Genomic DNA, 22,980 nt, shown 5'->3' with positions numbered 1-22,980 from the left:
TAAACGGAAAGGTTCATGCTAGCGCGTGGGGAAGGGGGGCGCAATAGGCGAAAGCCGGGCGGCGCTGCGCTTACCCGGCCTGCTTCCGGGATTCTACGCTTTCGGTTTAAACCGCAGCAGACGGTTAGCGTTGCTCACCACGGTAATTGACGAGAGCGCCATCGCCGCACCCGCAACAACCGGGTTCAGCAGGGTGCCGGTCAGCGGCCACAAAATCCCGGCGGCAATCGGAATGCCGAGCGAGTTATAGACGAAGGCCCCCAGCAGGTTCTGCTTCATGTTGCGCAACGTGGCTTTCGAAATCGCCAGCGCATCCGCCACGCCCATCAGGCTGTGGCGCATCAGGGTGATTGCCGCGGTTTCAATGGCGACATCGCTCCCGCCGCCCATCGCAATACCTACGTCAGCCTGCGCCAGCGCCGGGGCGTCGTTGATGCCGTCGCCGACCATCGCCACCTGACGACCATCACGTTGCAATTTCCTGATGGCGTCCGCTTTGCCATCTGGCAGTACGCCGGCTATCACCTCATCAATCCCGGCTTCTCTGGCGATGGCGTTAGCGGTAGTCGGGTTATCACCGGTTAACATCACCAGGCGATAGCCCGCGTGGTGCAGGCGTTGCAAGGCATCCACGCTGTCCTGGCGTAACGGATCGCGCACGGCCAGCAGCGCCGCCACATGACCATCTTTCGCCAGCAGAACCGGCGTCGCGCCCTGAGAGGCCTGCGCGTTCAGCTCAGCGTCCAGCACGGACGTATCAACACCGTGTTCAGTTAGCAGTGCCTGGTTACCCAGCAGCAGCGTATGGCCTTCTGCTTCACCGCTGACCCCTAAACCGCGCAGGGTGCGGAAGTTGCTTACCTGCGGCAGACGGGCATCACCGGCTTTCTCAAGGATGGCGCGCGCCAGCGGGTGACTGGAGCCTTGTTCCAGCGCGGCGGCCAGGCGCAGGGCATCCGTCTCCGTACAGCCAATGGTATTAACGGCCACTACCTGCGGTTTGCCCTCGGTGAGCGTGCCGGTTTTGTCAAAGACGAGGGTGTCCAGCGTGCTTGCCCGTTGCAGGGCGTCAGCATCACGGACCAGTACGCCAAATTCGGCGGCGCGTCCGACGCCAGAGATAATCGACATCGGCGTGGCCAGACCAAGGGCACAAGGGCAGGCGATGATCAGTACCGTGGTGGCGATCACCAGGGTGTAGACAATCTGCGGCGCCGGGCCGAAGAAATACCAGATTGCCGCGCTCAGCAGGGCAATACCGACCACCACTGGCACAAAAATGGCGGAGATTTTATCGGCAAGCTGACCAATTTCCGGCTTACTGCTCTGCGCCTGGCGGACCATCCGAATGATGCGTGACAGTGTGGTATGGCTGCCAACGGCGCTGGCGCGGAACAGCACGCTGCCGTCCTGTACCACCGTACCCGCATGCACCGCATCGCCCTGAGATTTCTGCTGGGGGATCGGCTCACCGGTCAGCATGGCTTCATCAAGCCAGGCATCGCCCTGGGTGATTTCACCGTCGACGGGCACGCGGTCACCGGTGGTGAGACGAAGCGTCATACCGGGTTGTACCTCTGAGAGAGGAACGCTTTTTTCCCCATCGTCGGTGACCACGCGGGCCGTCGGCGGGGTTAAATCGAGTAATCTCTCCAGCGCTTTCGACGAGCGCTGACGCGCGCGGGCTTCGAGCATATGGCCTAAGTTAATCAGACCAATAATCATCGCGCTCGCTTCATAATAGAGATGGCGCGCCTCCATCGGGAACCACTGTGGCCAGACGTTAACGCTCATCGAATACAGCCACGCCGCGCCCGTCCCGAGCGCGACCAGCGTGTCCATCGTCGCGGTGCGGTTTTTCAGGCTCTTCCAGGCGCTGGTATAGAAATGTCCGCCTGCAAACACCATCACCGCAAGGGTAATCAGACCAATCACCAGCCACAGGGTGCGGTTGTCTGCGGTGACCATCATGTTGTCACCCATCATGCCCCACACCATCACCGGAATACCGACCAGCAGGGCGACAATCGCCTGCCAACGGAAGCGCTTCATGGTGGCGACAGCCGTTTCCTGCTGGCGCTCGCGGCGCTCGGCATCATCTTCGATGGCCTCCGCCCCGTAGCCCGCTTTCTCCACGGCCTGCACTAAATCTGCGGCGGAGGCACTGCCCATCACCAGCGCAGTACGCTCCGCCAGGTTTACCCGTGCCTGTGCGACGCCCGGTACCGCCTGTAAGGCGTTTTGTACCCGGGAGACACAGCTGGCGCAGCTCATGCCGTTGATCAGCAGCTGTTGGCTGTCATCAATATCATCAGCTACCGGAAGCTCAGGAGTGGCCGCTGTCAGTGCTTCCGACGGGGATGATGACTCTGCCAGCGGTTTAGCCTTTGGGTGGCTTAACTCCGCCCCGTAACCGGCCTGTTTAATGGTATCAATCAGCGCGTCGGCGCTGGCGCTGCCGGTCACGGCGGCATGATCGATAGTCACCTCAGCGCTTTCCACATCAGGACGCTGCTCCAGGCTTTCTTTAACACGTTTGACACAGTGGCCGCAGGAGAGGCCGTCCAGTGTCAGGTCAATAGTGTGAGACATAACAAAACTCCCGTATAATGTTCTGGTCAATTGTTGACCTTCACTCTGCTTTTCGCTAACTGTTATGAAGGTTAAACCTTCCATCAAGGGGAAGGTCAAGGGGGAAATGTGAATATCAGCGATGTTGCGAAAAAAACCGGCTTAACCAGCAAAGCGATTCGCTTTTATGAGGAAAAAGGGCTGGTGACGCCACCGTTGCGCAGTGAGAACGGCTACCGCAGCTATACGCAGCTGCATCTTGATGAACTGACGTTACTGCGCCAGGCAAGACAGGTAGGATTTAACCTTGAAGAGTGCGGCGAGCTGGTTAACCTGTTTAACGATCCGAAACGCCACAGTGCCGACGTGAAAAAACGTACGCTGGAAAAAGTGGCGGAGATCGAACGCCATATCATCGAATTACAGGCGATGCGTGAGCAACTGCTACAGCTGGCAGAATCCTGCCCGGGAGATGACAGCGCCGAGTGCCCGATTATCGACAATCTTTCCGGCTGCTGCCACCGTAAAACCCACGCCTAACAGGCTTTAACCCGCAGGGTAATGCCTTCTACCGCAATGACCTCAACCCGCGTGCCGGCGCTGAGGTCATCATCGGCCACCACCGGCCATGAACTGTCCCCCACACGCACATGACCGCGTCCGTTGATCAGCGCGTTATCAAGCGTAAAACGTTTACCCACGATCTGCTGCCCACGCTGATTGAGATGCGCGTCGACCGGCTTCTGCGCCTTCACCCGTTTGTTCAGCCAGCGCCACCACAGCCAGGCGGCCAGCAGCGTCAGCACGGCAAACAGCGCGCCCTGCCACTCCCAGCCGACAGGCAGCAGCCAGACGACCAGCCCGGTAATCACAGCGGCAACACCGCTCCACAGCAGATAACCGTTGCCGCCAAGCATCTCGGCGGCCAGCAGCAAGCCGCCAAGGCTTAGCCAGAACGCATGAGGATGTGCAACGATGAGCTCAATCATTTTTTACGCTCGTTTCCGCCGTCTTTGATCAACTCGGCAATTCCGGCGATAGATCCCATCAGACTGCTGGCATCCAGCGGCATCATCACCACTTTGCTGTTGTTCGCAGAGCCGATCTCCTTCAGCGCATCGGTATATTTTTGCGCGACGAAGTAGTTCACAGCCTGGATATCCCCGGCGGCAATCGCCTCGGAAACCATTTGCGTCGCGCGGGCTTCCGCTTCTGCCGAACGTTCACGCGCTTCTGCCTGGAGGAAGGCAGACTGACGGTCGCCCTCGGCTTTCAGGATCTGCGACTGTTTTTCCCCTTCCGCTTTCAGGATCTCGGCCTGACGCACCCCTTCGGCTTCAAGAATATAGGCGCGTTTGGTACGCTCGGCCTTCATCTGCGCATTCATGGAAGCAATCAGCTCTGCCGGTGGGCGCACGTCGCGGATCTCAATGCGGGTCACTTTGATCCCCCACGGATTGGTGGCTTCATCAACAATGTGCAGCAGGCGGGTATTAATGCTGTCGCGCTGTGAGAGCATTTCGTCCAGCTCCATCGAGCCAAGCACGGTACGGATGTTGGTCATCGTCAGGTTGACGATCGCCAGCTCCAGGTTGCTCACCTCATAGGCCGCTTTCGGCGCATCAATCACCTGAATAAAGCACACCGCATCGATGGTGACGTTGGCGTTATCCTTGGAGATGACTTCCTGGGAAGGAATATCCAGCACCTGCTCCATCATGTTGATTTTACGCCCAATTCTGTCCATGAAGGGGACGATCAGGCTTAAACCCGGCTGAAGGGTATTGGTGTAGCGACCGAAACGTTCGACGGTCCACTGGTAACCCTGCGGGACAATTTTGACGCCTGCGCCCACGATAACCAGCGCAACGAAAATAAGGACAGGAACAACGATGAGCATAAAAACCTCCTGTTTTGCATGCCGTAACGAGAAAAATTGCGTATTTGTTGAACGTAAGTATATCGGTTAACGGGCGGGATTTCGCCCCTGTAAAGAGGTGGGAACCGGACTGGTAAAATTAAAACGCCCCGCCAGGAGAGCGGGGCGCATAGCGTTACTCTTCAGACCAGGTATAGCTGAAGTCGGTGATAAACCCATCCCCGGCGTCAGCGATGGCTTTCGATAAGCCCTGATAGTATTTTTCCAGGCCGATGGCCTCTATCTGCTGGATCTGCTCGCGAACGGGAGCGCAGAACAGTACTGCATTGCCCGCTCCGACACGTTTGTTGTTCGGCGGCAGATCGCCGGTAATCCCCTTAAACCAGGTTCTGATCCCTTGCTTTAAGCTGTGCGGCGCTTTTGCAAGATCCTTCTGGCCTGTCAGCACCTGTAAGGTGGGGAACTCATTTGCATTGACGGCGGTTTTCATGCGTGCAAAGAACGCGGTAAAAAGCTCAAAAGAGCCGAGATCCGTGACGCGAGGCTTGGTGGTTTTTCCGTTTTTATTGCCCATTTTTCCGGCAGGGGCTGTAGGCGCCGGAACCACATTGACCTTATGCAGATCCAGACCAAACAGCAGATTGCAGTGCGCCCGGCGCTCTTTAAGCGGGTAGGACATTAGCACGTCAATAAACGCTGTCGCCTTCACATCGGCCAGGTCATGGTTAATCAGCCATTGCGAGCGGGCAAATTCCGCGGGGGAAACGAACCAGTCCGGCACCTCAGTAAAGCGTCTGGATTTACCCTTGCCGTCAAACTCGAGAAAGTAAGCCCCATCATCGAAAGCAAAATAGCAGTTTTTAAAGCTTCCGATCGTGGTGTTAACGATGAGCGCCTTCTTAACAAAATCGACCACCTCTGCACCCATGACAAAACGCGTGAGTTCAGAAGAATTGATGACTTCCATTAATGTTTCCACATCTGGAACACCAGGCTTCAGGGAAGAGAACTCATAAAAGATATGTGTCATGTTGCTGACTTCCTGTAGTTATAGAGGTGACAATTACCGAACAAAAAGTTTAACACTTGCGCTAGGTTAAGGCTATTCGCGCAGCGTAGCGGAAAGGATTATGCTAAAGGCTGTTCTTATCACAGCGGTTAACGGAATCGGAATGAATAATAAAAAAAATCTTCTGGATATCAGGGATGTTGGCTTTCGTGTGGGTGATAACACCATCCTTCAGCACGTCGATTTTTGTCTCTCTCCGGGCGAATTTAAACTCATAACCGGCCCCTCCGGCTGCGGCAAAAGCACCCTCCTGAAAATCGTGGCTTCGCTACTGAGTCCAACGGAGGGAACCATCCTGTTTGAAGGGAAAGATATCGCCACGCTTACACCGGAAAGCTATCGCCAGCAGGTGTCATACTGCGTGCAAACGCCGTCCCTGTTTGGCGACACGGTGTACGACAATCTGGTTTTCCCCTGGCACATCCGCAACCAAACGCCCGATCCGAAAAAGTTTGCGGACGATCTGACCCGTTTTGGGCTTCCGCCGGAGACGCTGACCAAATCGACTGCCGAACTGTCAGGCGGGGAAAAGCAGCGCGTCTCGCTGATCCGTAACCTGCAATTCCTGCCGAAGGTGCTTTTGCTGGATGAAATCACCAGCGCGCTGGATGACGCTAACAAGCGCAACGTCAATGAGATTATTCATCGCTACGTCCGTGAACAGGATATTGCCGTGCTGTGGGTGACGCACGATTCAAATGAAATTAGCCATGCGGATGATGTCATCACGCTCAGGCCGCAGGGCGGGAAAATGGAGGAGGCTCACCGTGGGTGAACATAACATAACCAACGAATCGCTGGCGTTGTCGATGGTGCTGGTGCTGGTGGCGATTGTGGTCAGCTACCGGGAGAAGCTGGGGCTGGAAAAAGATATTCTGTGGAGTATCGTTCGCGCGGTCATTCAGCTCATCATCGTCGGCTATGTGCTGAAATACATCTTCAACGTCAATCATGCCGTGCTGACCCTGATGATGGTGCTGTTTATCTGCTTTAACGCGGCATGGAACGCGCAGAAACGCAGTAAATACATCGATAAAGCGTTCCTCTCGTCGTTTATTGCCATCACTACCGGGACCGCGTTAACGCTGGCGGTACTGGTGCTCTCCGGCTCGATAGAGTTTACGCCAATGCAGGTGATCCCCATTTCCGGGATGATTGCGGGCAATGCGATGGTGGCGGTCGGGTTGTGCTACAACAATCTGGGGCAACGCTTCAGCAGTGAACAGCAACAGCTTCAGGAGAAGCTAAGCCTGGGCGCGACACCGAAGGTGGCCTCGGCGCGGTTGATCCGCGACAGCATTCGTTCTTCGCTGATCCCAACGGTGGATTCCGCCAAAACCGTGGGTCTGGTGAGCCTGCCGGGCATGATGTCGGGGCTGATTTTTGCCGGTATCGATCCGGTAAAAGCGATTAAATACCAGATTATGGTGACGTTTATGCTGCTCTCTACGGCGAGCCTGTCGACGATTATTGCCTGCTATCTGACCTATCGGAAGTTTTACAACGCGCGCCACCAGCTGGTGGTGACGCAGTTGAAAAAGACGGGGTAATATCGGCTTCTGTAGGCCCGGCAAGCGTTAGCGCCACCGGGCATTTTTGTTAGTAAAGCAATGCGTACAGCTGACGACGATACTTAGACGCTAGCGCGTCACCGGTGCCGAGCGCGGCCAGGATCTCCTGGAACATCTTTCGCGCCTGACCGTCTGCGGCGCCCAGGTCCTTCTGAAGGTGACTAAACAGCAGCTCCAGCGCCTCTTCATTACGCCCCACCTGGTGAAGCTGAAGCGCCAGCTGGCTTGCCAGCGCGGCATCCGCCGGGTTGTCCGCAACCTGCTGCTGAAGTTGCTGAATTTCAGGGGTATCCGCCGCCTGTTTCAGCAGGTCAATCTGCGCCACCAGGCCCTGATAGCGGGTGTCCTGATCCTGCATCGGCACCGTTTTCAGCACGGCTTCCGCGTCTTCGGGGCGGTGCAGCGCAATCTGGGTCTCTGCCAGCAGCAGACCAATCTGGCTGTTCTGGTTCGACAGCTGCCACGCGTCTTTTAACAGCGGCAGCGCCTCGTCGTACTTGCCTTCCTGCATCAGCGCCATGGCTTCCTGCGCTTTCAGCTCTTCTTCGCGCGGCAGGACTTTATCCAGCAGGGCGCGGATCGCCTCTTCCGGCTGCGGCCCCTGGAAGCCATCCACCGGCTGACCGTTCTGGAACAGGTAGACGGTTGGGATCGCACGCAGGCCAAACTGGGAAGCCACCATCGGTTCGGCGTCACAATCCAGCTTCGCCAGAATGAATTGACCGTTGTACTGCGCGGCAAGGCTTTCCAGGACCGGCGTCAGCTGCAGGCAGTGTTGGCTGCGTTCAGACCAGAAGTAGAACAGCACCGGTGTAGTCATTGACTGTTCGAGTGTCTGTTGCAGGTTAGCTTCAGTTATGTTGACGATATTCTGTACGGACATGCGGCATTCTCTTTTATCGGTTTACTCTTTACATGGGGGTAAGCGTCGTCGCTTCAACTCAACCCTGCAAAATTTTGTCCATCATCCGCCCCGGCAGCAGGCGTTTTAACCAGCCGACGGCATGGGTCACCAGCGTCACCGGATAGCGCATTTTAGGGGTATCGCTCTCAAATGCGTGGCGCACTTTGGCAACCACGGCTTCTGGCCCAAGCGTAAAACGCGCCGCGATACCGGGATTTTCGACCGGTTGGTCCGCCTGCGTCTGGTTAACGTTTTCCGTAAAGCGGGTGCGGATGGGGCCCGGTTCAATCAGGCTGACCTTAATGCCGCTGTGGCGCAGCTCCATGCGCAACGCATCGGACCAGGCTTCAAGCGCATATTTACTGGCAGCGTAAGCCCCGCGTCCCGGCGTGGAGATCAGGCCCATCACCGAGGAGGTCATGACAATCCGCCCTTCGCCGTGCGGCAGCATGGCGGGGAGAAGGCGCATGGTGAGCTGATGCGCCCCAAAAAAGTTTGCGGAGAACTGCTGCTCCAGCTGTTCCCGCGAGAGGGTCTGTAGCGGGCCGTACACGCCGTAGCCCGCATTGTTAAACAGACCGTAAAGACGGTTGCTGGTCAGGGCGATAACCTCATCGGCGGCCTGCTCCACGCTCTCTGGCGAATCGAGATCCAGCAGAATGCCGGTAAATCCCAGCCCTCGCATGCGTTCGACATCTTCGGGTTTGCGGCAGGCCGCCAGCACCCAAAACCCCTGACGTTTCAGTTCAAGGGCGCTCTCAAGGCCAATTCCGCTGGAACATCCTGTTATTAAGACCGATTTTTGCATAACTTTACCTGTCAGGTTCTCAGCTGTTTGACGAGTCATGTTTTACTAAAGGAGCCAGCCGGGTTGCCATCCAGTCGGCAATGAACGGCTGGGCATCGCGATTGGGGTGAATGCCATCATCCTGCATCCACTGGGGTTTCAGATAGACCTCTTCCATGAAAAATGGCAGCAGCGGAATATCAAACTCTTTGGCAAGCTTAGGATAGATCGCGCTAAACGCCTCATTATACCGACGGCCGTAGTTAGCGGGCAGGCGAATTTGCATCAGCAGCGGCTGGGCGTTAGCGGCCTTAATGGTCTGCAAAATAGTCCGCAGCGTTTGCTCCGTTTGCTGTGGCTGGAAGCCGCGCAAACCATCATTACCGCCCAGTTCGACCAGCACCCAACGCGGTTGATGCTGCTTAAGCAGGGCAGGCAGGCGCGATAAGCCTTGCTGCGACGTATCGCCGCTGATGCTGCCGTTAACGACAGACGCCCGGGACTGCCATTTATCATTGAGCAGGGCGGGCCAGGCCGCACTGGCCGCCATACGATAGCCCGCGCTCAGGCTATCGCCCAGAATCAATAACGTGTCCGCAGCCGCCGCGCGGAAGGTCATCAGCATCAAAAACAGGAAGGGCAAATGCCAGCGGAAAACATTGTTGAAGTTCATTGTCTTAAGAAGTCCGTCGGTCAGGGAGAACACGAGCTTTCCATCCTCACCGGAGTTGAACTCGTTGTCAAACGTGCCGAAACCATCGCCCTGATTGGCGAATCCGGTTCCGGTAAGTCCACGCTGCTGGCCATTCTCGCCGGGCTGGACGATGGCAGCAGCGGGGAAGTGAACCTGGTCGGCCAGCCCCTCCACGCGCTTGATGAAGAGGCGCGCGCCGCGCTGCGTGCCCGGCATATCGGGTTTGTCTTTCAGTCATTCATGCTGATTCCAACCCTCAACGCGCTGGAAAACGTTGAGCTGCCCGGCCTGCTGCGCGGTGAAAATACCCGCGAAAGCCGCGATCACGCCAAAGCGTTGCTGGAACAGCTGGGGCTGGGAAAACGTCTCGACCACCTTCCGGCGCAGCTTTCCGGCGGTGAGCAGCAGCGCGTGGCGCTGGCCCGGGCGTTTAACGGGCGCCCGGAAGTGCTGTTTGCCGATGAGCCCACGGGCAATCTCGACCGTAAAACCGGGGACAAAATTGCCGATCTGCTGTTTTCCCTCAACCGCGAGCATGGCACCACGCTGATTCTGGTTACCCACGACCCGCAGTTGGCCGCCCGCTGCGACCGCCGCCTGCGGCTGGTGAACGGTGTTCTTCAGGAGGAAGCATGATTGCCCGCTGGTTTTGGCGCGAATGGCGCTCGCCCTCGCTGCTGATTGTCTGGCTGGCGTTGAGCCTGGCGGTGGCCTGCGTGCTGGCGCTCGGCAGCGTCAGCGATCGTATGGAGAAAGGGCTTAGCCAGCAGAGTCGGGAATTTATGGCGGGGGACCGGGCTCTGCAAAGTTCTCGCCCCGTGCCGCCGGGCTGGATTGAGGAAGCGCGCAAAGAGGGGCTGAAGGTGGGAGAGCAAATCACCTTCCAGACCATGACCTTTGCGGGCGACACGCCACAGCTTGCCAGCGTAAAAGCCGTGGATGACATCTACCCGATGTATGGTGATTTACAAACCAGTCCGCCGGGGCTAAAACCGACGGCCGGTACGGTACTGCTGGCATCGCGTCTGATGGCGCTGCTGAACCTGAAACCCGGCGACAGTATCGACGTCGGCGACGCGACCCTCAAAATTGCCGGGGAAGTGGTGCAGGAACCCGACTCCGGATTTAATCCGTTCCAGCTCGCGCCGCGCCTGCTGATGAACACCGCTGATGTGGCGAAAACCAACGCCGTCCAGCCGGGTAGCCGCGTCACATGGCGCTATAAGTTTGGCGGGACGCCTGCTCAACTGGTGGCGTATGAAAAATGGCTCCTGCCTCAGCTCAAGCCGGAACATCGCTGGTACGGGCTGGAGCAGGATGACGGGGCGCTCGGCAAATCCCTCGAGCGTTCTCAGCAGTTTCTGTTGCTGTCGGCGCTGTTAACCCTGCTGCTGGCCATTGCGGCCGTTGCCGTGGCAATGGGGCACTACTGCCGCAGCCGTTACGATCTGGTGGCGATACTCAAAACCCTCGGCGCGGGCCGGGCACAGCTGCGCAAGCTGATTGTCGGCCAGTGGCTGATGGTGCTGGCGCTGTCGGCTCTGACCGGCGGGGCGATAGGGCTGCTGTTTGAAAAGCTACTGATGGTGCTGCTCAAACCGGTCCTGCCCGCTGCGCTGCCGCCTGCCAGCCTCTGGCCGTGGCTGTGGGCCATCGGCGCGATGACGACGATCTCCCTGCTGGTGGGGTTACGCCCCTACCGGCTGCTGCTCGCCACCCAGCCGCTGCGCGTGCTGCGCCGGGATGTGGTGGCCAGCGTCTGGCCGCTGAAGTTCTATCTGCCGGTGATTATTGCGGTGGCAGTCGGGCTGTTGGCCTGGCTGATGGGCGGCAGTACGCTGCTGTGGGCGGTGCTGGCGGGCGCGGTGGTGCTGGCGCTGCTGTGCGGCGTGGTGGGCTGGGTACTGCTTAATGTGCTGAGTAAGCTGACAGTTAAATCACTCCCCATACGGTTAGCGGTTAACCGACTGCTGCACCAGCCGTGGTCTACCCTCAGCCAGCTCTCGGCATTTTCGCTGTCGTTTATGCTGCTGGCGCTTCTGCTGGTGCTGCGCGGGGATCTGCTGGATCGCTGGCAGCAGCAGCTTCCGCCGGAAAGCCCGAACTATTTCCTGATCAACATTGCTCCCGAACAGGTGACGCCGCTGAAGGGTTTCCTGTCTGAGCATCACATTATTCCGGAATCGTTCTATCCGATCGTGCGCGCCCGCCTGACGCAGATCAACGGCCAGTCCACGGAGGGAAATAAGGATGAATCGCTCAACCGCGAGCTCAACCTGACCTGGCAGGCGAAACGTCCGGACCATAACCCGATCGTTGCCGGCACCTGGCCGCCGAAAGCGGGGGAAGTGTCGATGGAGGAGGGGCTGGCGACACGCCTGAACGTGAAGCTCGGCGATAGCGTGACCTTTACCGGTGATACCCAGGATTTCACCGCCAAAGTCACCAGCCTGCGCAAAGTGGACTGGGAAAGCCTGCGGCCAAATTTCTTCTTCATCTTCCCGTCGGGCGCGCTGGACGGACAGCCCCAGAGCTGGCTGACCAGCTTCCGCTGGGAAAACGGCAACGGCATGCTGACGCAACTGAACCGGGAATTTCCGACGGTGAGCCTGCTGGATATCGGCGCGATCCTCAAACAGGTCGGGCAGGTGCTGGAACAGGTGAGCCGCGCCCTGGAGGTGATGGTGGTGCTGGTGACCGTCTGCGGCCTATTGTTGCTGCTGGCGCAGGTACAGGTGGGCATGCGCCAGCGTCATCAGGAGCTGGTGGTCTACCGCACGCTGGGGGCCAGTAAACGGCTGCTGCGCGCCACGCTGTGGAGCGAATTTGCCCTGCTCGGGCTGGTGGCGGGCCTGGTGGCGGCCATCGGGGCGGAAACCGCACTGGCGGTGCTTCAGACGAAAGTCTTTGATTTTCCATGGGAGCCTGACTGGCGGCTGTGGCTCACGCTGCCTGTCTGCGGCGCGGTGCTGCTGTCCCTGTGCGGTGGCTGGCTCGGGACGCGGCTGTTGAAAGGTAAAGCGCTGTTCCGCCAGTTTGTCAGCTAGTTTACTTGCGTGATGATGACGCACCGGCATTTCTGCTGGTGTGTCATCACTTAATAGCACAAATCGTTAATGCCCATGCATTTAGTAGCACAAAACATTAAAAACCCGCCCACACAGCCCGAATCTTTCCGGTTAATATTCACCAGCTAAATATTTAGCAGCGTGTCTATCAAGGAAAAAGAATGACTATAAAAAAAACAGCGCTGGCGACAACGATCGGCGCAGCAGTGGCATTGGCTTCTTTCGCATCTCAGGCGGAAATCACCCTTCTGAAACAGGATCCGCAGGCGGGTAACCCGCTGAGCCGTCTGAACTTCACCGTTGGCGGCAGCATCCGTCCTCAGTTCCAGAACATGACCGGTGATGACGGCAAAAACGGCTACAAGCGTAACGGTTTTGACGGCGGAACCCGTTTCCGTTTCGCGGCAGACTACTACCTGTTCGATGACATCAGCTGGATCACCTACTACGAGCTGGGTGTGAACATTCCGGCGCAGTTTAACTGGGATAACCACTACGCCGACGGCGCGCACGACACCTCACGCCGTATGCTCTACACCGGTCTGAAGAGCGACACCTGGGGTACGCTGACCTTCGGCCAGCAGAACAGCGTGTACTATGACGTGGTGGGCGCGAAAACCGATATCTGGGACTACGACATGATTGGTCAGGCGTCGGGTAACGGGATCAACGGCGACTACGACGGCTCTTACCGTTCACGCCAGATGCTGAAGTACAAGAAAACCGTGGGCGATGCTGACATCTACGCCTCTTACTTGTTTGAAGACAGCGAATACCTGCCGGGCAACGGCCTGCGCTACAAGCGTAAAGGCGGCGGTTCACTGGGTATCGATTACCACCTGACCACCGATCTGACCTGGGGCGCAGCGTGGAACTACACCCGCGCGGACATGCGTAATCCGGACAACGGCGACAGCAAATCCTACGACCAGAACATTCTCGGCACCGCACTGAGCTGGACGCCGGATAACTGGACCTTCTCCGCAGGCGGCGGCTGGTATCAGAACTTCATGACCACCAAAAAAGTGTCCGTTAACGACTACTTCGCCGGTGATGCATGGGGTATTGAATACTTCGCAGGATACAAATTCCCGGTCGGTCAGTATGCGGTGAAATCCATTCAGCCGTACTTCATGGGCGACCGCATTGAGTACGTGAACGGCCGTAACTACCAGCGCATCGACAACGGCGTAGGTATCAGCGTCCAGCTGGACTACGGTTTCCGCGTGGATTACGAACACGTGTTCACCTCCAGCACCGACAACCTGGGCGACATGAACCTGGTGCGTCTGCGTTACGACTTCTGAGTTGTCATGTAGGGTGCGGCCTGATGCCTTCACCCTGACCCTCTCCCACGGGGAGAGGGAAAAAACATTAAAAACGGCAACCCAGGTTGCCGTTTTGCTTTTACCTCGCCACCCGGCTTTTTTCAGCGATCAAGCCACTCGGCAATTTCTTCGTACGTCCCGCGAAAAACAATCTTCTCCGCTTTCTTCTCCAGCTGATAGCCGTACATCGGGTCGTAATAGTCCTTCAGCAGCGGCACAAGCCAGCTGAAGTGCGCGTCAGTGCTTCCAGAGCGCTGTTGTTCCAGAAGCGCGGAATCCAATAGCGCGGTAAATTCCGCGAATCGTTGCAGCCCCAGACGACGGCGGATGGCGAACAGGCCGTGATGCAGGTATTCGCTGTAGGCTTTCCAGCCCGCTTCTTCACCGTAGGCGGCAGAAAAGTCGGCCCACATGTGGTCGAAATACTCTTCGCGCAGCCGCTCAAGACGGATCTCAAACGGATCTTCGACCACAACGACAGGCGCTTCCGCCATGCGGTCGCGCAGGCACTCCGGCAGGTGGTTAGAGCCAATCATCCGGCCCTCATCCTCCAGCACCCAGCGCGCGGCATCTTTTTTTAGCAGCTCGACGGCAAGGTGATTCTCGAAGCTCGCCTGAGAAAGTTGCGGGGTGAGCGTGCGGCCAAATGACGAGCCGCGATGGTGCGCCAGCCCTTCCAGATCGATGCCCTGCGCATGCTGCTTCACCAGCAGCGTTTTGCCGTTTCCGGTACAGCCACCGATAAGCACCATCGGTTTTTGTGACTGCTCAATCGTCACCTGAATTGCCGTCTGGCGCAGGGCCTTATAGCCGCCGCGGATCAGCGGATAATCGATTCCCGCCTCTTTAAGCCAGGCCTGGGAGATATGTGAGCGCTGGCCACCGCGCGCGCAGCAAAGGTAGCCCTTAGGATGGGCCAGGCTGGCTTCGCGCCAGGCGTTGATGCGCGCCTCTCGCGTCTCGCCGTTGACCAGGCTATGGCCGAGCGTCAGTGCGGCGTCCGGACCCTGGCGTTTATAGCAGGTGCCGACGGCGGCACGCTCGTCGTCGTTCATTAAGGGCAGGTTGAGTGCGGCGGGCATCGCACCCTGGACAAATTCGATCGGCGCGCGAACGTCGATTAAAGGGGTATCGGACGCGAGGATCGCGCGATAGTCCGTTCCATCGTTCATGGTGGTTCCAGAAGAAAGCTAAGCAGCAATGGGCGGGAATTGTACGCCGGGGAAGGGGAAGGTCAACTCCCCGGCGGGGGTTACTTACTTCAGTTTTGACTGCGCCCAGACAATCCCGCTCGCGTATTCTGGCGGTAGCAGGGGAACAATCGCTTCCAGCGTGGCGCTCAGGCGGTCCGTGTCGGTATCGTTCAGGTTCAGGTGGCCGACCTTACGACCCGGGCGCACCGCTTTGTCGTACCAGTGCAGGTGCACCAGCGGCAGCTTCAGCCAGTCGTAGTTCAGATCGGTGCCGATCAGGTTGATCATCACCGACGGGCTGGTCACCACCGGCTGCGGCAGCGGCAGGTCAGTGATGGCGCGCAGGTGCAGCTCGAACTGGCTGATGGAGGCACCGTTTTGCGTCCAGTGGCCGCTGTTGTGCACGCGCGGCGCAAGTTCGTTGATCAGCAGACCCGATGGCGTGACGAAACACTCCATCGCCATTACGCCCACATAGCCCAGCTCATGCATGATGGCAGAGAGCATCTCTTCCGCCTGCGCCTGCTGGTCAGCATTGGCCTGCGGGAAGGCGACGCTGGTGCGCAGAATCCCGTCCTGATGCAGGTTATGCGTTAGCGGGTAAAAAACGGTGTGCCCGTCATGCCCGCGCGCGCCCACCAGCGACACTTCACCGCTGAAGTTTATGCCCTGCTCAACGATGCACTCGCCGTAGCAGTCGTCCGGCAGCTCGGCGGTGTCGTTCGCGCGCAGGCGCCACTGCCCGCGACCGTCGTAGCCGCCGACACGACGCTTCACGATCGCCAGATCGCCCAGCATGGCGAAGACGTCATTCCACTCGCTTTTGTCGGACAACAGCTGCCACGGCGCGGTCGCAAGGCCGAGCTTGTCGAACAGCTGCTTTTGCGTCAGACGGTCGGCGATGATCGGGAAGACGTCGCGGTTCACAAAGGCGTTATGGCGCGCCAGCTCGCGGGTCAGGGCGGTTTCCGGCCAGCGTTCAATTTCGGCGGTGATCACGCTCTGATGGAACGGCACGGCTTCCGGCTCGGCGTCCAGCCCGACGGGCCAGACGGCAATACCCAGCGGCTCACCGGCCTGACGTAGCATCCGGCCAAGCTGACCATTACCAAGAACGCAAACCTGCTTCATGCTGCACCCCGCGGATCCGGGTTATCCAGCACCTCGTCGGTCTGGGCTTTACGCCACTCCGCCAGGCGTTGATGTAAGTCATTATCATGCGTCGCGAGGATCTGCGCGGCCAGCAGGGCGGCATTTGCGGCACCCGCCTTACCAATCGCCAGCGTACCGACAGGGATACCGCGCGGCATCTGGACGATAGAGTACAGGCTATCAACCCCGCTTAACGCGGCGCTCTGTACCGGCACGCCCAGTACCGGCACCAGGGTTTTGGCGGCAATCATGCCCGGCAGATGTGCTGCGCCGCCCGCACCGGCAATGATCACCTCGTAACCGTTCTCTTCGGCGCTTTCGGCGAAGCTGAACAGTTTATCCGGCGTACGGTGCGCGGAAACCACTTCGACGTGGTGCGGAACATTCAGGATTTCAAAGATTTCGGCGGCGAATTGCATGGTAGCCCAGTCGCTTTTGGACCCCATCACGATGGCGACACGCGCCGGATTATTGCGGGAAGACATGCGTCTTAAAACTCCTGTGGTGCGGAACACACTGCTTTCGAGGGCACAGAGAATAGCATGTAATACCGGCAAGGAAAACGGTTGCGTGGTCGGGAAATGAGCGAAAAAACGAGGAGGGTTAAAACGGGAAGGCGATCAGTTCCACACCTTCCGGCGTGACTTTGACCATCGATCCTTCGCTGTGCCAGGCGCCTAAAACCACGCGATGGGCGGGCTCGCCGTTGGCGATAAGGGAATGCACATCGGGACGATGGGTATGGCCGTGGATCAGCCACTGAACGCGATGCTTCTCCATCACGTTCACCACCGCCTGCGGGTTGACGTCCATGATGGTCATCGATTTGCTGCTGTTGGCGGCCTTGCTGCCCGCGCGCATTCTGGCGGCGATGCGGTTGCGGATAAACAGCGGCAGGGCGAGGAACACTTTCTGGATCCACGGGGTGTGAACTTTGGCGCGAAACGCCAGGTAGCCGGTATCGTCAGTGCAGAGCGTGTCGCCGTGCATGATCAGAATATTGCGGCCATAGAGGTCAAGCACCTGCTCTTCCGGGAGCAGCGTCATGCCGCTCTCGCGGGCGTAGCGCTGGCCGATCAGGAAATCACGGTTGCCGTGAATGAAATAGCAGGGGACGCCGGAATCCACCAGCGCTTTAATGGCCGCTGCCATCTCACGGTGCAGCGGGTTCGGATCGTCGTCGCCTATCCAGGCCTCAAACAGGTCACCCAGAATGTACAGCGCATCGGCGCTTTTCGCTTCACCGCGTAAAAAACGCAGAAAACCGGCGGTTATCGCCGGTTCTTCTGTTTGCAGATGCAGATCCGCAATAAAGAGTGTCGCCACGAATTACTCGCTGACGGTCACGCTTGTGATCACAACGTCTTCTTTAGGAACGTCCTGGTGCATACCGCTGCGGCCAGTAGAAACGGCTTTGATCTTGTCGACCACGTCCATGCCTTCAACCACTTCTGCGAATACGCAGTAGCCCCAGCCTTGCAGGCTTTCGCCAGAGAAGTTCAGGAAGTCGTTGTCCGCCACGTTAATGAAGAACTGTGCGGTAGCAGAGTGCGGGGCCTGAGTACGGGCCATTGCCAGCGTACCGCGGGTGTTTTTCAGGCCGTTGTTCGCTTCGTTTTTGATCGCTTCTTTCGTCTCTTTCTGGCGCATGCCAGGCTCGAAACCGCCGCCCTGGATCATAAAGCCGTTGATCACACGGTGGAAAATAGTGTTGTTGTAGAAACCTTCGCGGCAGTAGTCCAGGAAGTTTTTAACTGTTTCAGGCGCTTTGTCATCAAAGGTTTTGATTACGATATCGCCATGATTAGTGTGGAAAGTAACCATTTTTGCATCCTGTTCCGTTATTGTGGTGCGTCGACCCGTGCTCGGGTCACATATAGGGGCTTGTTATAGCATAACCACAGGACACGATCACCTTGCATTGTGTGCTGACCGTGCTCCGAATTATGGGTATTATAAGGAACAAACAATCCACACACGTGTTTACATGGAATCTTCGATGTTAAAAATCTTTAATACAATGACGCGCCAAAAAGAGGAATTTAAACCTATCCATGCCGGGGAAGTCGGCATGTACGTGTGTGGTATTACGGTTTACGATCTCTGTCATATCGGCCATGGCCGTACCTTTGTCGCGTTCGACGTGGTGTCCCGCTACCTGCGCTTCCTGGGCTATAACCTGAAGTATGTGCGCAACATCACCGACATCGACGACAAAATCATTAAACGTGCTAATGAAAATGGCGAAAGCTTTGTCGCGCTGGTGGATCGCATGATCGCCGAAATGCACAAGGATTTTGATGCCTTGAATATTCTGCGCCCGGATAGCGAGCCGCGTGCGACCCACCATATTCATGAAATCATTGAGATCACCCAAAAGCTGATCGAGCGCGGTCACGCCTATGTGGCGGACAACGGCGACGTGATGTTCTCGGTGCCGACGGACCCAACCTACGGTGCGCTTTCCCGCCAGGATCTGGACCAGCTCCAGGCCGGTGCACGCGTGGACGTGGTTGACGTGAAGCGTAATCCGATGGACTTCGTGCTGTGGAAGATGTCCAAAGCGGGCGAACCGAGCTGGCCATCCCCGTGGGGCGAAGGGCGTCCGGGCTGGCACATTGAATGTTCCGCGATGAACTGCAAACAGCTGGGCAACCATTTCGACATTCACGGCGGCGGTTCGGATCTGATGTTCCCGCACCACGAAAACGAAATCGCGCAGTCCACCTGTGCTCACGGCGGCGAGTACGTGAACTACTGGATGCACTCCGGGATGGTGATGGTTGACCGCGAGAAGATGTCGAAATCGCTGGGTAACTTTTTCACCGTGCGCGACGTGCTGAAGTATTACGACGCGGAAACCGTGCGCTACTTCCTGATGTCCGGCCACTATCGCAGCCAGCTGAACTACAGCGAAGAGAACCTGAAGCAGGCGCGCGCTGCGCTGGAGCGTCTGTATACCGCACTGCGCGGCACCGACAGGTCTGTTCCGGCCGCTGGCGGCGAGGCGTTCGAAGCCCGCTTCGTTGAGGTCATGAACGACGACTTCAACACCCCGGAAGCCTACTCCGTGCTGTTCGACATGGCGCGTGAGGTGAATCGCCTGAAGTCAGAAGATATGGCGGCGGCGAATGCGCTGGCGTCTCATCTGCGTAAGCTCTCTTCCGTGCTCGGCCTGCTGGAGCAGGAGCCGGACATGTTCCTGCAAAGCGGCGCGCAGGCGGACGACGGTGAAGTAGCGGAAATTGAAGCACTGATTAAAGCGCGTCTGGAAGCGCGTCAGGCGAAAGACTGGGCGGCGGCGGATGCGGCGCGTAACAGTCTGACCGAGATGGGTATTATTCTGGAAGATGGCCCGCAGGGCACCACCTGGCGTCGTAAGTAATTTTCCCCTCACCCTAACCCTCTCCCACAGGGAGAGGGGATGGTTAGGTTTTCTCCCTCTCCCTGTGGGAGAGGGCTGGGGTGAGGGCATCAGCGCGCACGTTTTCTCCACCATAACACTCCCATCAGCACCATCCCCGGCAGCCACACCCACAGCAGTTCCGAGATAATCACCTGATGCCCGTACGGCGTGGTATAGCGCGACAGTGCAAACGGCGCGACCTTAATCACCTGCCACGGCGCAAAGAAGCGCTCATCTGACCAGGGCCACAGCCAGCCGACGCCTTTCCCGCCGGTGGTAATCGAATCCAGCAGGCTGTGCGACAGCAGCGACACGGTTAAAAACAGCCAGCAGCGCGACAGGCTGGCCCGGAACCATCGACGCCCAGCCAGCACGCAAAGTATGGGCACTACAAAGGCAAACAGCAGCGAATGAGTGAAACCGCGGTGGCCGAAAATATTCCCGTAGGCGACACCGAATTTAAACGCCAGTACGTCAGCGTCAGGCAGCATGGCGAGGACGATCCCGGCAAACAGCAGGCGGGGTGGGATGACTTTGGTTCCGAGCCCTAAGCCCAGACACAGAGGTACGGCAGCGTGGGTGATAACGGTAGGCATTACATTTATCCATGGCAAATCATGGAAATATAGCAGTCATCTCGCGCTATAAGACCCATGCTAAATTCTGAATTTACGCCGATTCCCGCGCGATAAGCTGGCCGGAGAGGGTAATACGCTGCGTTTGCAGATCCGGCTCCTTCAGCCTGCGGATCATCAGCCCTGCCGCCTGGCGGCCGGTCTCTTCACTGGCAGACGAAACGTAAGTCAGTGACGGCGACGTGAGGTTTACGTGAAGCATATCTTCAAAGCCGATCAGCGCCACCTGCTGAGTCAGGAAAACATCTTTGCCCACCGTGCGCCCCACCTGGTGAATGCCGGAGATCGAACCGATCATCGCGTCCGGCGAATGGCAGAGCAGGGCGGTAATCGTGTTGTTCTTCTCCAGCAGCTGGCGAGTCGCCATGGCCGCCGCCTGCGTATCATCGGTGCAGGCGGGAGAATATTCCTCACGCCAGACCAGGCCGTTCTGCGTCACCGCGCTGCGAAAACCGAGCAGGCGCTGCTCGCGAATACGGCACCCGTCGCGCCCGCCAATGTAGGCGATGGTGCGGTGCCCGCGCTCGATAAGATAACGCGCGGCCAGGTTCGCCGCCTGGCGGTTATCGCGCATCACCAGGTTGCATTTCTCTTCCAGCAACGACTGCGAAACCGCCACAAGCGGCAGCGGGCATTGGCGAATGTGTTCCGGGAGAGAGGCGGCGCGGGTGTCCGACGCCAGATAGATGACGCCCGCCACGCCCTGCTGCTTAAATGAGAGCAGGGTACGCTCAAGATGTTCGTCGTCGTTTAGCGGCTGACCGAGAAAAACCATATAACCCTGTTTCTCCAGCTCCTGAACGATGCTCGCCATCACTTTGATGGAAAAGCTGTCGCTGAAGTCCCGCAGGATCAGGCCGATTAAATTGGAGGTGTTGGCGCGAAGGTTGGCAGCGGCGACGTTATGAACATAGCCCAGCGTTGTGATGGCGGCATTGACCTTCCCGATCGTCGCCTCTGAGATCTTCCCTTTCTGGCGCAGCACCAGCGACACGGTAGAAACCGACACGCCCGCATGCTTTGCAACATCAATAATGCTGACTTTCTTCAAAACCGCTCCCTGAAATTTACCGATTATCAGCCAGATAAGAGGCGTACCCCAGCGTACAGGAGACGCCTCCTTCAGGCATCTTATTATTTGCCAATCATCGTGGACATGGTCTGGGCGATAAACTGTGCTCTGGCCCCGAAAATCACCTGTATCCCGTTGTCGCCAACAAACACCACGCCGCGCGCGCCCAGCCCGTTCAGCCCGTCCCGGTCCACCGCTTCGCTCTTCGCCACTTCCAGACGCAGACGCGTGATGCAGGAGCCGACGGAATCAATGTTCTGCGCACCGCCCAGCAGGCCGATGATTTCGGTTGCAAGTTCGGAATCGGACTTGTCATTCGCGCTGGCGGTCACTTCGGTGCGGCCCGGCGTTTTCACGTCGAAACGGCGGATCACGAAGCGGAAGGTGAAATAGTAAATCAGGGCCATAGGGATACCGATGATAATGGCGCTCAGGAAGTTGGTCTGATAGCCGTTAAACGACGGCAGGATCCCGAACGACAGGTAGTCGATAAAGCCCGCCGAGAACGACTTGGCGATGTGCGCATGCAGCAGGTACATGGTCATGTACGCCAGGCCCGCCATGATGGCGTTGAAGACGTAAAGGATTGGCGCCACGAAGATAAAGGTGAACTCTACCGGCTCGGTGATGCCCGTCAGGAAGCAGGTGAGGGCGGCGGAGAAGAGAATACCGGCCGCAATTTTCTTATTCTTCGTATGCGCTTCATGGTACATCGCAAGGCACGCCGCAGGCAGCGCGAACAGCATCAGCGGGAACTCGCCCTGCATGAATTTCCCGGCGTTCTGGTAGGTATCGCTGCTGAAGGATTTCACCCCTTCTTCGAGCATCTTGAACCAGATGGTCTGGTCGCCGTGGATCACCTGACCCGCCTGGGTGGTGTAATCCCCGAACGAATACCAGAAGGAGGGATACCAGATGTGGTGCAGGCCGAGCGGGATCAACGCGCGCTCCACCAGCCCGAAGATAAAGGTCGAGGCCGCCTGGTTATCGCCGTTCACCACCACGGACAGGGCGTCGATCCCGGACTGAATATGCTGCCACACGTACGGCAGCAGCAGGCCGAGCAGGAACGACAGAAATGCCGTCGCAATCGCCACAAAACGCTTCCCGGAGAAGAAGCCGAGGAATTCCGGCAGCTGCATGGTGTGGAAGCGGTTGTAGCACCAGGCCGCGAGAATACCGCAGATCAGGCCGCCAAAGACGCCCATCTGCAACGTTGGAATGCCGACGACCATGGCGTATTTCCCGCCCTGGGAGGCCATTTCCGGCGTAATGCTCAGCACGGTGCTGATGGTGATGTTGGTGACAAACACCGAGACCGCCGCAGAGAGTGCCGCAATGCCGGATTCCGAAGCCAGACCGACGGCAGAGCCGATGGCGAACAGCATCGGCAGGTTATCAAAGATAACCCCGCCGGCGTTCATCATCAGCGGCAGGTGGAACTTATCGCCGAAGGCCAGCAGCAGGCCCGCAGCGGGAAGCAGTGAAATTGGCAGCATTAAGGCGCGACCAATCATCGATAACTTAGACAGCGATTTAACAAACCCTGATATCAGACTCATGCTGATTTCCCCCGAGTAGCGCTTTTTCGCGCTGTTATTGTAAGTAGAACGTTTTAGTAGAACGTTCTACTTATCGTGGGGAAAGTCTG

The 22,980-nt window shown here is 58.0% G+C and carries 22 protein-coding genes; 7 read left to right on the top strand and 15 right to left on the bottom strand.

What is annotated here, in order from left to right:
• Positions 1–93: 93 nt before the first annotated feature.
• A complete protein-coding gene (copA, locus tag L350_RS11895; protein WP_032624730.1) occupies positions 94–2,592 on the bottom strand; it encodes a copper-exporting P-type ATPase CopA in 2,499 nt (832 codons plus the stop codon).
• Positions 2,593–2,700: 108 nt separating this feature from the next.
• On the opposite strand from copA, the gene cueR reads away from it, so the two are divergent.
• Positions 2,701–3,111 (top strand): Cu(I)-responsive transcriptional regulator, encoded by a 411-nt coding sequence (gene cueR / locus L350_RS11900; protein WP_017383222.1) that lies wholly within the window; start codon positions 2,701–2,703, stop codon positions 3,109–3,111.
• Here the strand turns inward: cueR and L350_RS11905 are convergent.
• From L350_RS11905 to L350_RS11915, 3 genes are all read right to left on the bottom strand, one after another.
• The gene (locus L350_RS11905) at positions 3,108–3,560 is read right to left on the bottom strand and encodes an NfeD family protein (protein ID WP_032624729.1); all 453 of its coding nucleotides are present in this window, start codon (positions 3,558–3,560) and stop codon (positions 3,108–3,110) included. The two genes, cueR and L350_RS11905, sit on opposite strands and share 4 nt — an antisense overlap.
• Entirely contained in the window at positions 3,557–4,471 is a 915-nt protein-coding gene (locus tag L350_RS11910) for an SPFH domain-containing protein (protein ID WP_003858941.1), read from the bottom strand. The genes L350_RS11905 and L350_RS11910 overlap by 4 nt, the downstream gene beginning before the upstream one ends.
• Before the next feature lie 154 nt (positions 4,472–4,625).
• Positions 4,626–5,480: a hypothetical protein gene (locus L350_RS11915; protein ID WP_022647288.1), complete on the bottom strand. Its 855-nt coding sequence runs from the start codon at positions 5,478–5,480 to the stop codon at positions 4,626–4,628.
• Between the two features lie 142 nt (positions 5,481–5,622).
• On the opposite strand from L350_RS11915, the gene fetA reads away from it, so the two are divergent.
• The gene (fetA, locus tag L350_RS11920; RefSeq protein WP_023305606.1) at positions 5,623–6,294 is read left to right on the top strand and encodes an iron efflux ABC transporter ATP-binding subunit FetA; all 672 of its coding nucleotides are present in this window, start codon (positions 5,623–5,625) and stop codon (positions 6,292–6,294) included.
• Positions 6,287–7,069, top strand: a complete 783-nt coding sequence (gene fetB, locus L350_RS11925; RefSeq protein WP_023299475.1) for an iron efflux ABC transporter permease subunit FetB — start codon at positions 6,287–6,289, stop codon at positions 7,067–7,069. The genes fetA and fetB overlap by 8 nt, the downstream gene beginning before the upstream one ends.
• 49 nt (positions 7,070–7,118) lie before the next feature.
• Here fetB and L350_RS11930 read toward each other — a convergent pair whose 3' ends face one another.
• Genes L350_RS11930 through tesA form a run of 3 tightly spaced genes read right to left on the bottom strand, consistent with a single transcriptional unit; the run spans position 7,119 to position 9,454 of the window.
• Positions 7,119–7,973 (bottom strand): co-chaperone YbbN, encoded by an 855-nt coding sequence (locus tag L350_RS11930; protein ID WP_022647291.1) that lies wholly within the window; start codon positions 7,971–7,973, stop codon positions 7,119–7,121.
• Between the two features lie 58 nt (positions 7,974–8,031).
• On the bottom strand, positions 8,032–8,841 hold the full coding sequence (locus tag L350_RS11935) for an SDR family oxidoreductase (RefSeq protein WP_096216772.1): 810 nt from the start codon (positions 8,839–8,841) through the stop codon (positions 8,032–8,034).
• The gene (gene tesA, locus L350_RS11940) at positions 8,822–9,454 is read right to left on the bottom strand and encodes a multifunctional acyl-CoA thioesterase I/protease I/lysophospholipase L1 (RefSeq protein ID WP_003858933.1); all 633 of its coding nucleotides are present in this window, start codon (positions 9,452–9,454) and stop codon (positions 8,822–8,824) included. The genes L350_RS11935 and tesA overlap by 20 nt, the downstream gene beginning before the upstream one ends.
• Here tesA and ybbA point away from each other — a divergent pair.
• The 3 genes from ybbA to L350_RS11955 all read left to right on the top strand — a co-directional run bounded on the left by ybbA (position 9,425) and on the right by L350_RS11955 (position 13,850).
• A complete protein-coding gene (ybbA, locus tag L350_RS11945; RefSeq protein WP_023299477.1) occupies positions 9,425–10,111 on the top strand; it encodes a putative ABC transporter ATP-binding protein YbbA in 687 nt (228 codons plus the stop codon). The two genes, tesA and ybbA, sit on opposite strands and share 30 nt — an antisense overlap.
• The gene (ybbP, locus tag L350_RS11950) at positions 10,108–12,522 is read left to right on the top strand and encodes a putative ABC transporter permease subunit YbbP (RefSeq protein WP_032624726.1); all 2,415 of its coding nucleotides are present in this window, start codon (positions 10,108–10,110) and stop codon (positions 12,520–12,522) included. Before ybbA ends, ybbP begins: the two co-directional genes overlap by 4 nt.
• 182 nt (positions 12,523–12,704) lie before the next feature.
• Complete coding sequence (locus L350_RS11955; protein WP_032624725.1) at positions 12,705–13,850, top strand: porin; 1,146 nt, start codon at positions 12,705–12,707, stop codon at positions 13,848–13,850.
• Between the two features lie 122 nt (positions 13,851–13,972).
• Here L350_RS11955 and mnmH read toward each other — a convergent pair whose 3' ends face one another.
• From mnmH to ppiB, 5 genes are all read right to left on the bottom strand, one after another.
• Positions 13,973–15,043 (bottom strand): tRNA 2-selenouridine(34) synthase MnmH, encoded by a 1,071-nt coding sequence (gene mnmH, locus L350_RS11960; protein WP_032624724.1) that lies wholly within the window; start codon positions 15,041–15,043, stop codon positions 13,973–13,975.
• A gap of 84 nt (positions 15,044–15,127) precedes the next feature.
• Entirely contained in the window at positions 15,128–16,195 is a 1,068-nt protein-coding gene (purK, locus tag L350_RS11965; protein ID WP_023299480.1) for a 5-(carboxyamino)imidazole ribonucleotide synthase, read from the bottom strand.
• A complete protein-coding gene (gene purE / locus L350_RS11970; protein WP_023299481.1) occupies positions 16,192–16,701 on the bottom strand; it encodes a 5-(carboxyamino)imidazole ribonucleotide mutase in 510 nt (169 codons plus the stop codon). The genes purK and purE overlap by 4 nt, the downstream gene beginning before the upstream one ends.
• A 118-nt stretch (positions 16,702–16,819) precedes the next feature.
• The gene (gene lpxH / locus L350_RS11975) at positions 16,820–17,542 is read right to left on the bottom strand and encodes a UDP-2,3-diacylglucosamine diphosphatase (protein WP_022647299.1); all 723 of its coding nucleotides are present in this window, start codon (positions 17,540–17,542) and stop codon (positions 16,820–16,822) included.
• Between the two features lie 3 nt (positions 17,543–17,545).
• Positions 17,546–18,040, bottom strand: coding sequence for a peptidylprolyl isomerase B (gene ppiB / locus L350_RS11980; RefSeq protein WP_000256009.1), 495 nt, complete (start codon positions 18,038–18,040; stop codon positions 17,546–17,548).
• 175 nt (positions 18,041–18,215) lie between these two features.
• On the opposite strand from ppiB, the gene cysS reads away from it, so the two are divergent.
• Positions 18,216–19,601 carry a cysteine--tRNA ligase gene (cysS, locus tag L350_RS11985; RefSeq protein ID WP_032624723.1) on the top strand — a complete coding sequence of 462 codons (1,386 nt, stop codon included), beginning with the start codon at positions 18,216–18,218 and terminating at the stop codon, positions 19,599–19,601.
• Between the two features lie 89 nt (positions 19,602–19,690).
• On the opposite strand, the gene L350_RS11990 is transcribed toward cysS, so the two are convergent.
• From L350_RS11990 to L350_RS12000, 3 genes are all read right to left on the bottom strand, one after another.
• Positions 19,691–20,218, bottom strand: coding sequence for a metal-dependent hydrolase (locus L350_RS11990; RefSeq protein WP_032624722.1), 528 nt, complete (start codon positions 20,216–20,218; stop codon positions 19,691–19,693).
• A 73-nt stretch (positions 20,219–20,291) separates the two neighbouring features.
• The gene (gene malI, locus L350_RS11995; protein ID WP_032624721.1) at positions 20,292–21,308 is read right to left on the bottom strand and encodes a Mal regulon transcriptional regulator MalI; all 1,017 of its coding nucleotides are present in this window, start codon (positions 21,306–21,308) and stop codon (positions 20,292–20,294) included.
• 83 nt (positions 21,309–21,391) lie between these two features.
• Positions 21,392–22,891, bottom strand: coding sequence for a PTS transporter subunit EIIC (locus L350_RS12000; protein ID WP_003858916.1), 1,500 nt, complete (start codon positions 22,889–22,891; stop codon positions 21,392–21,394).
• Positions 22,892–22,980: the final 89 nt, after the last annotated feature.

It is taken from the genome of Enterobacter sp. MGH 4, assembly GCF_000534735.1.
In the GTDB taxonomy this organism is placed as follows: domain Bacteria; phylum Pseudomonadota; class Gammaproteobacteria; order Enterobacterales; family Enterobacteriaceae; genus Enterobacter; species Enterobacter intestinihominis.
The sequence above is the reverse complement of the archived record's forward strand: the minus strand, read 5'-3'. Positions and strand labels throughout refer to the sequence as shown.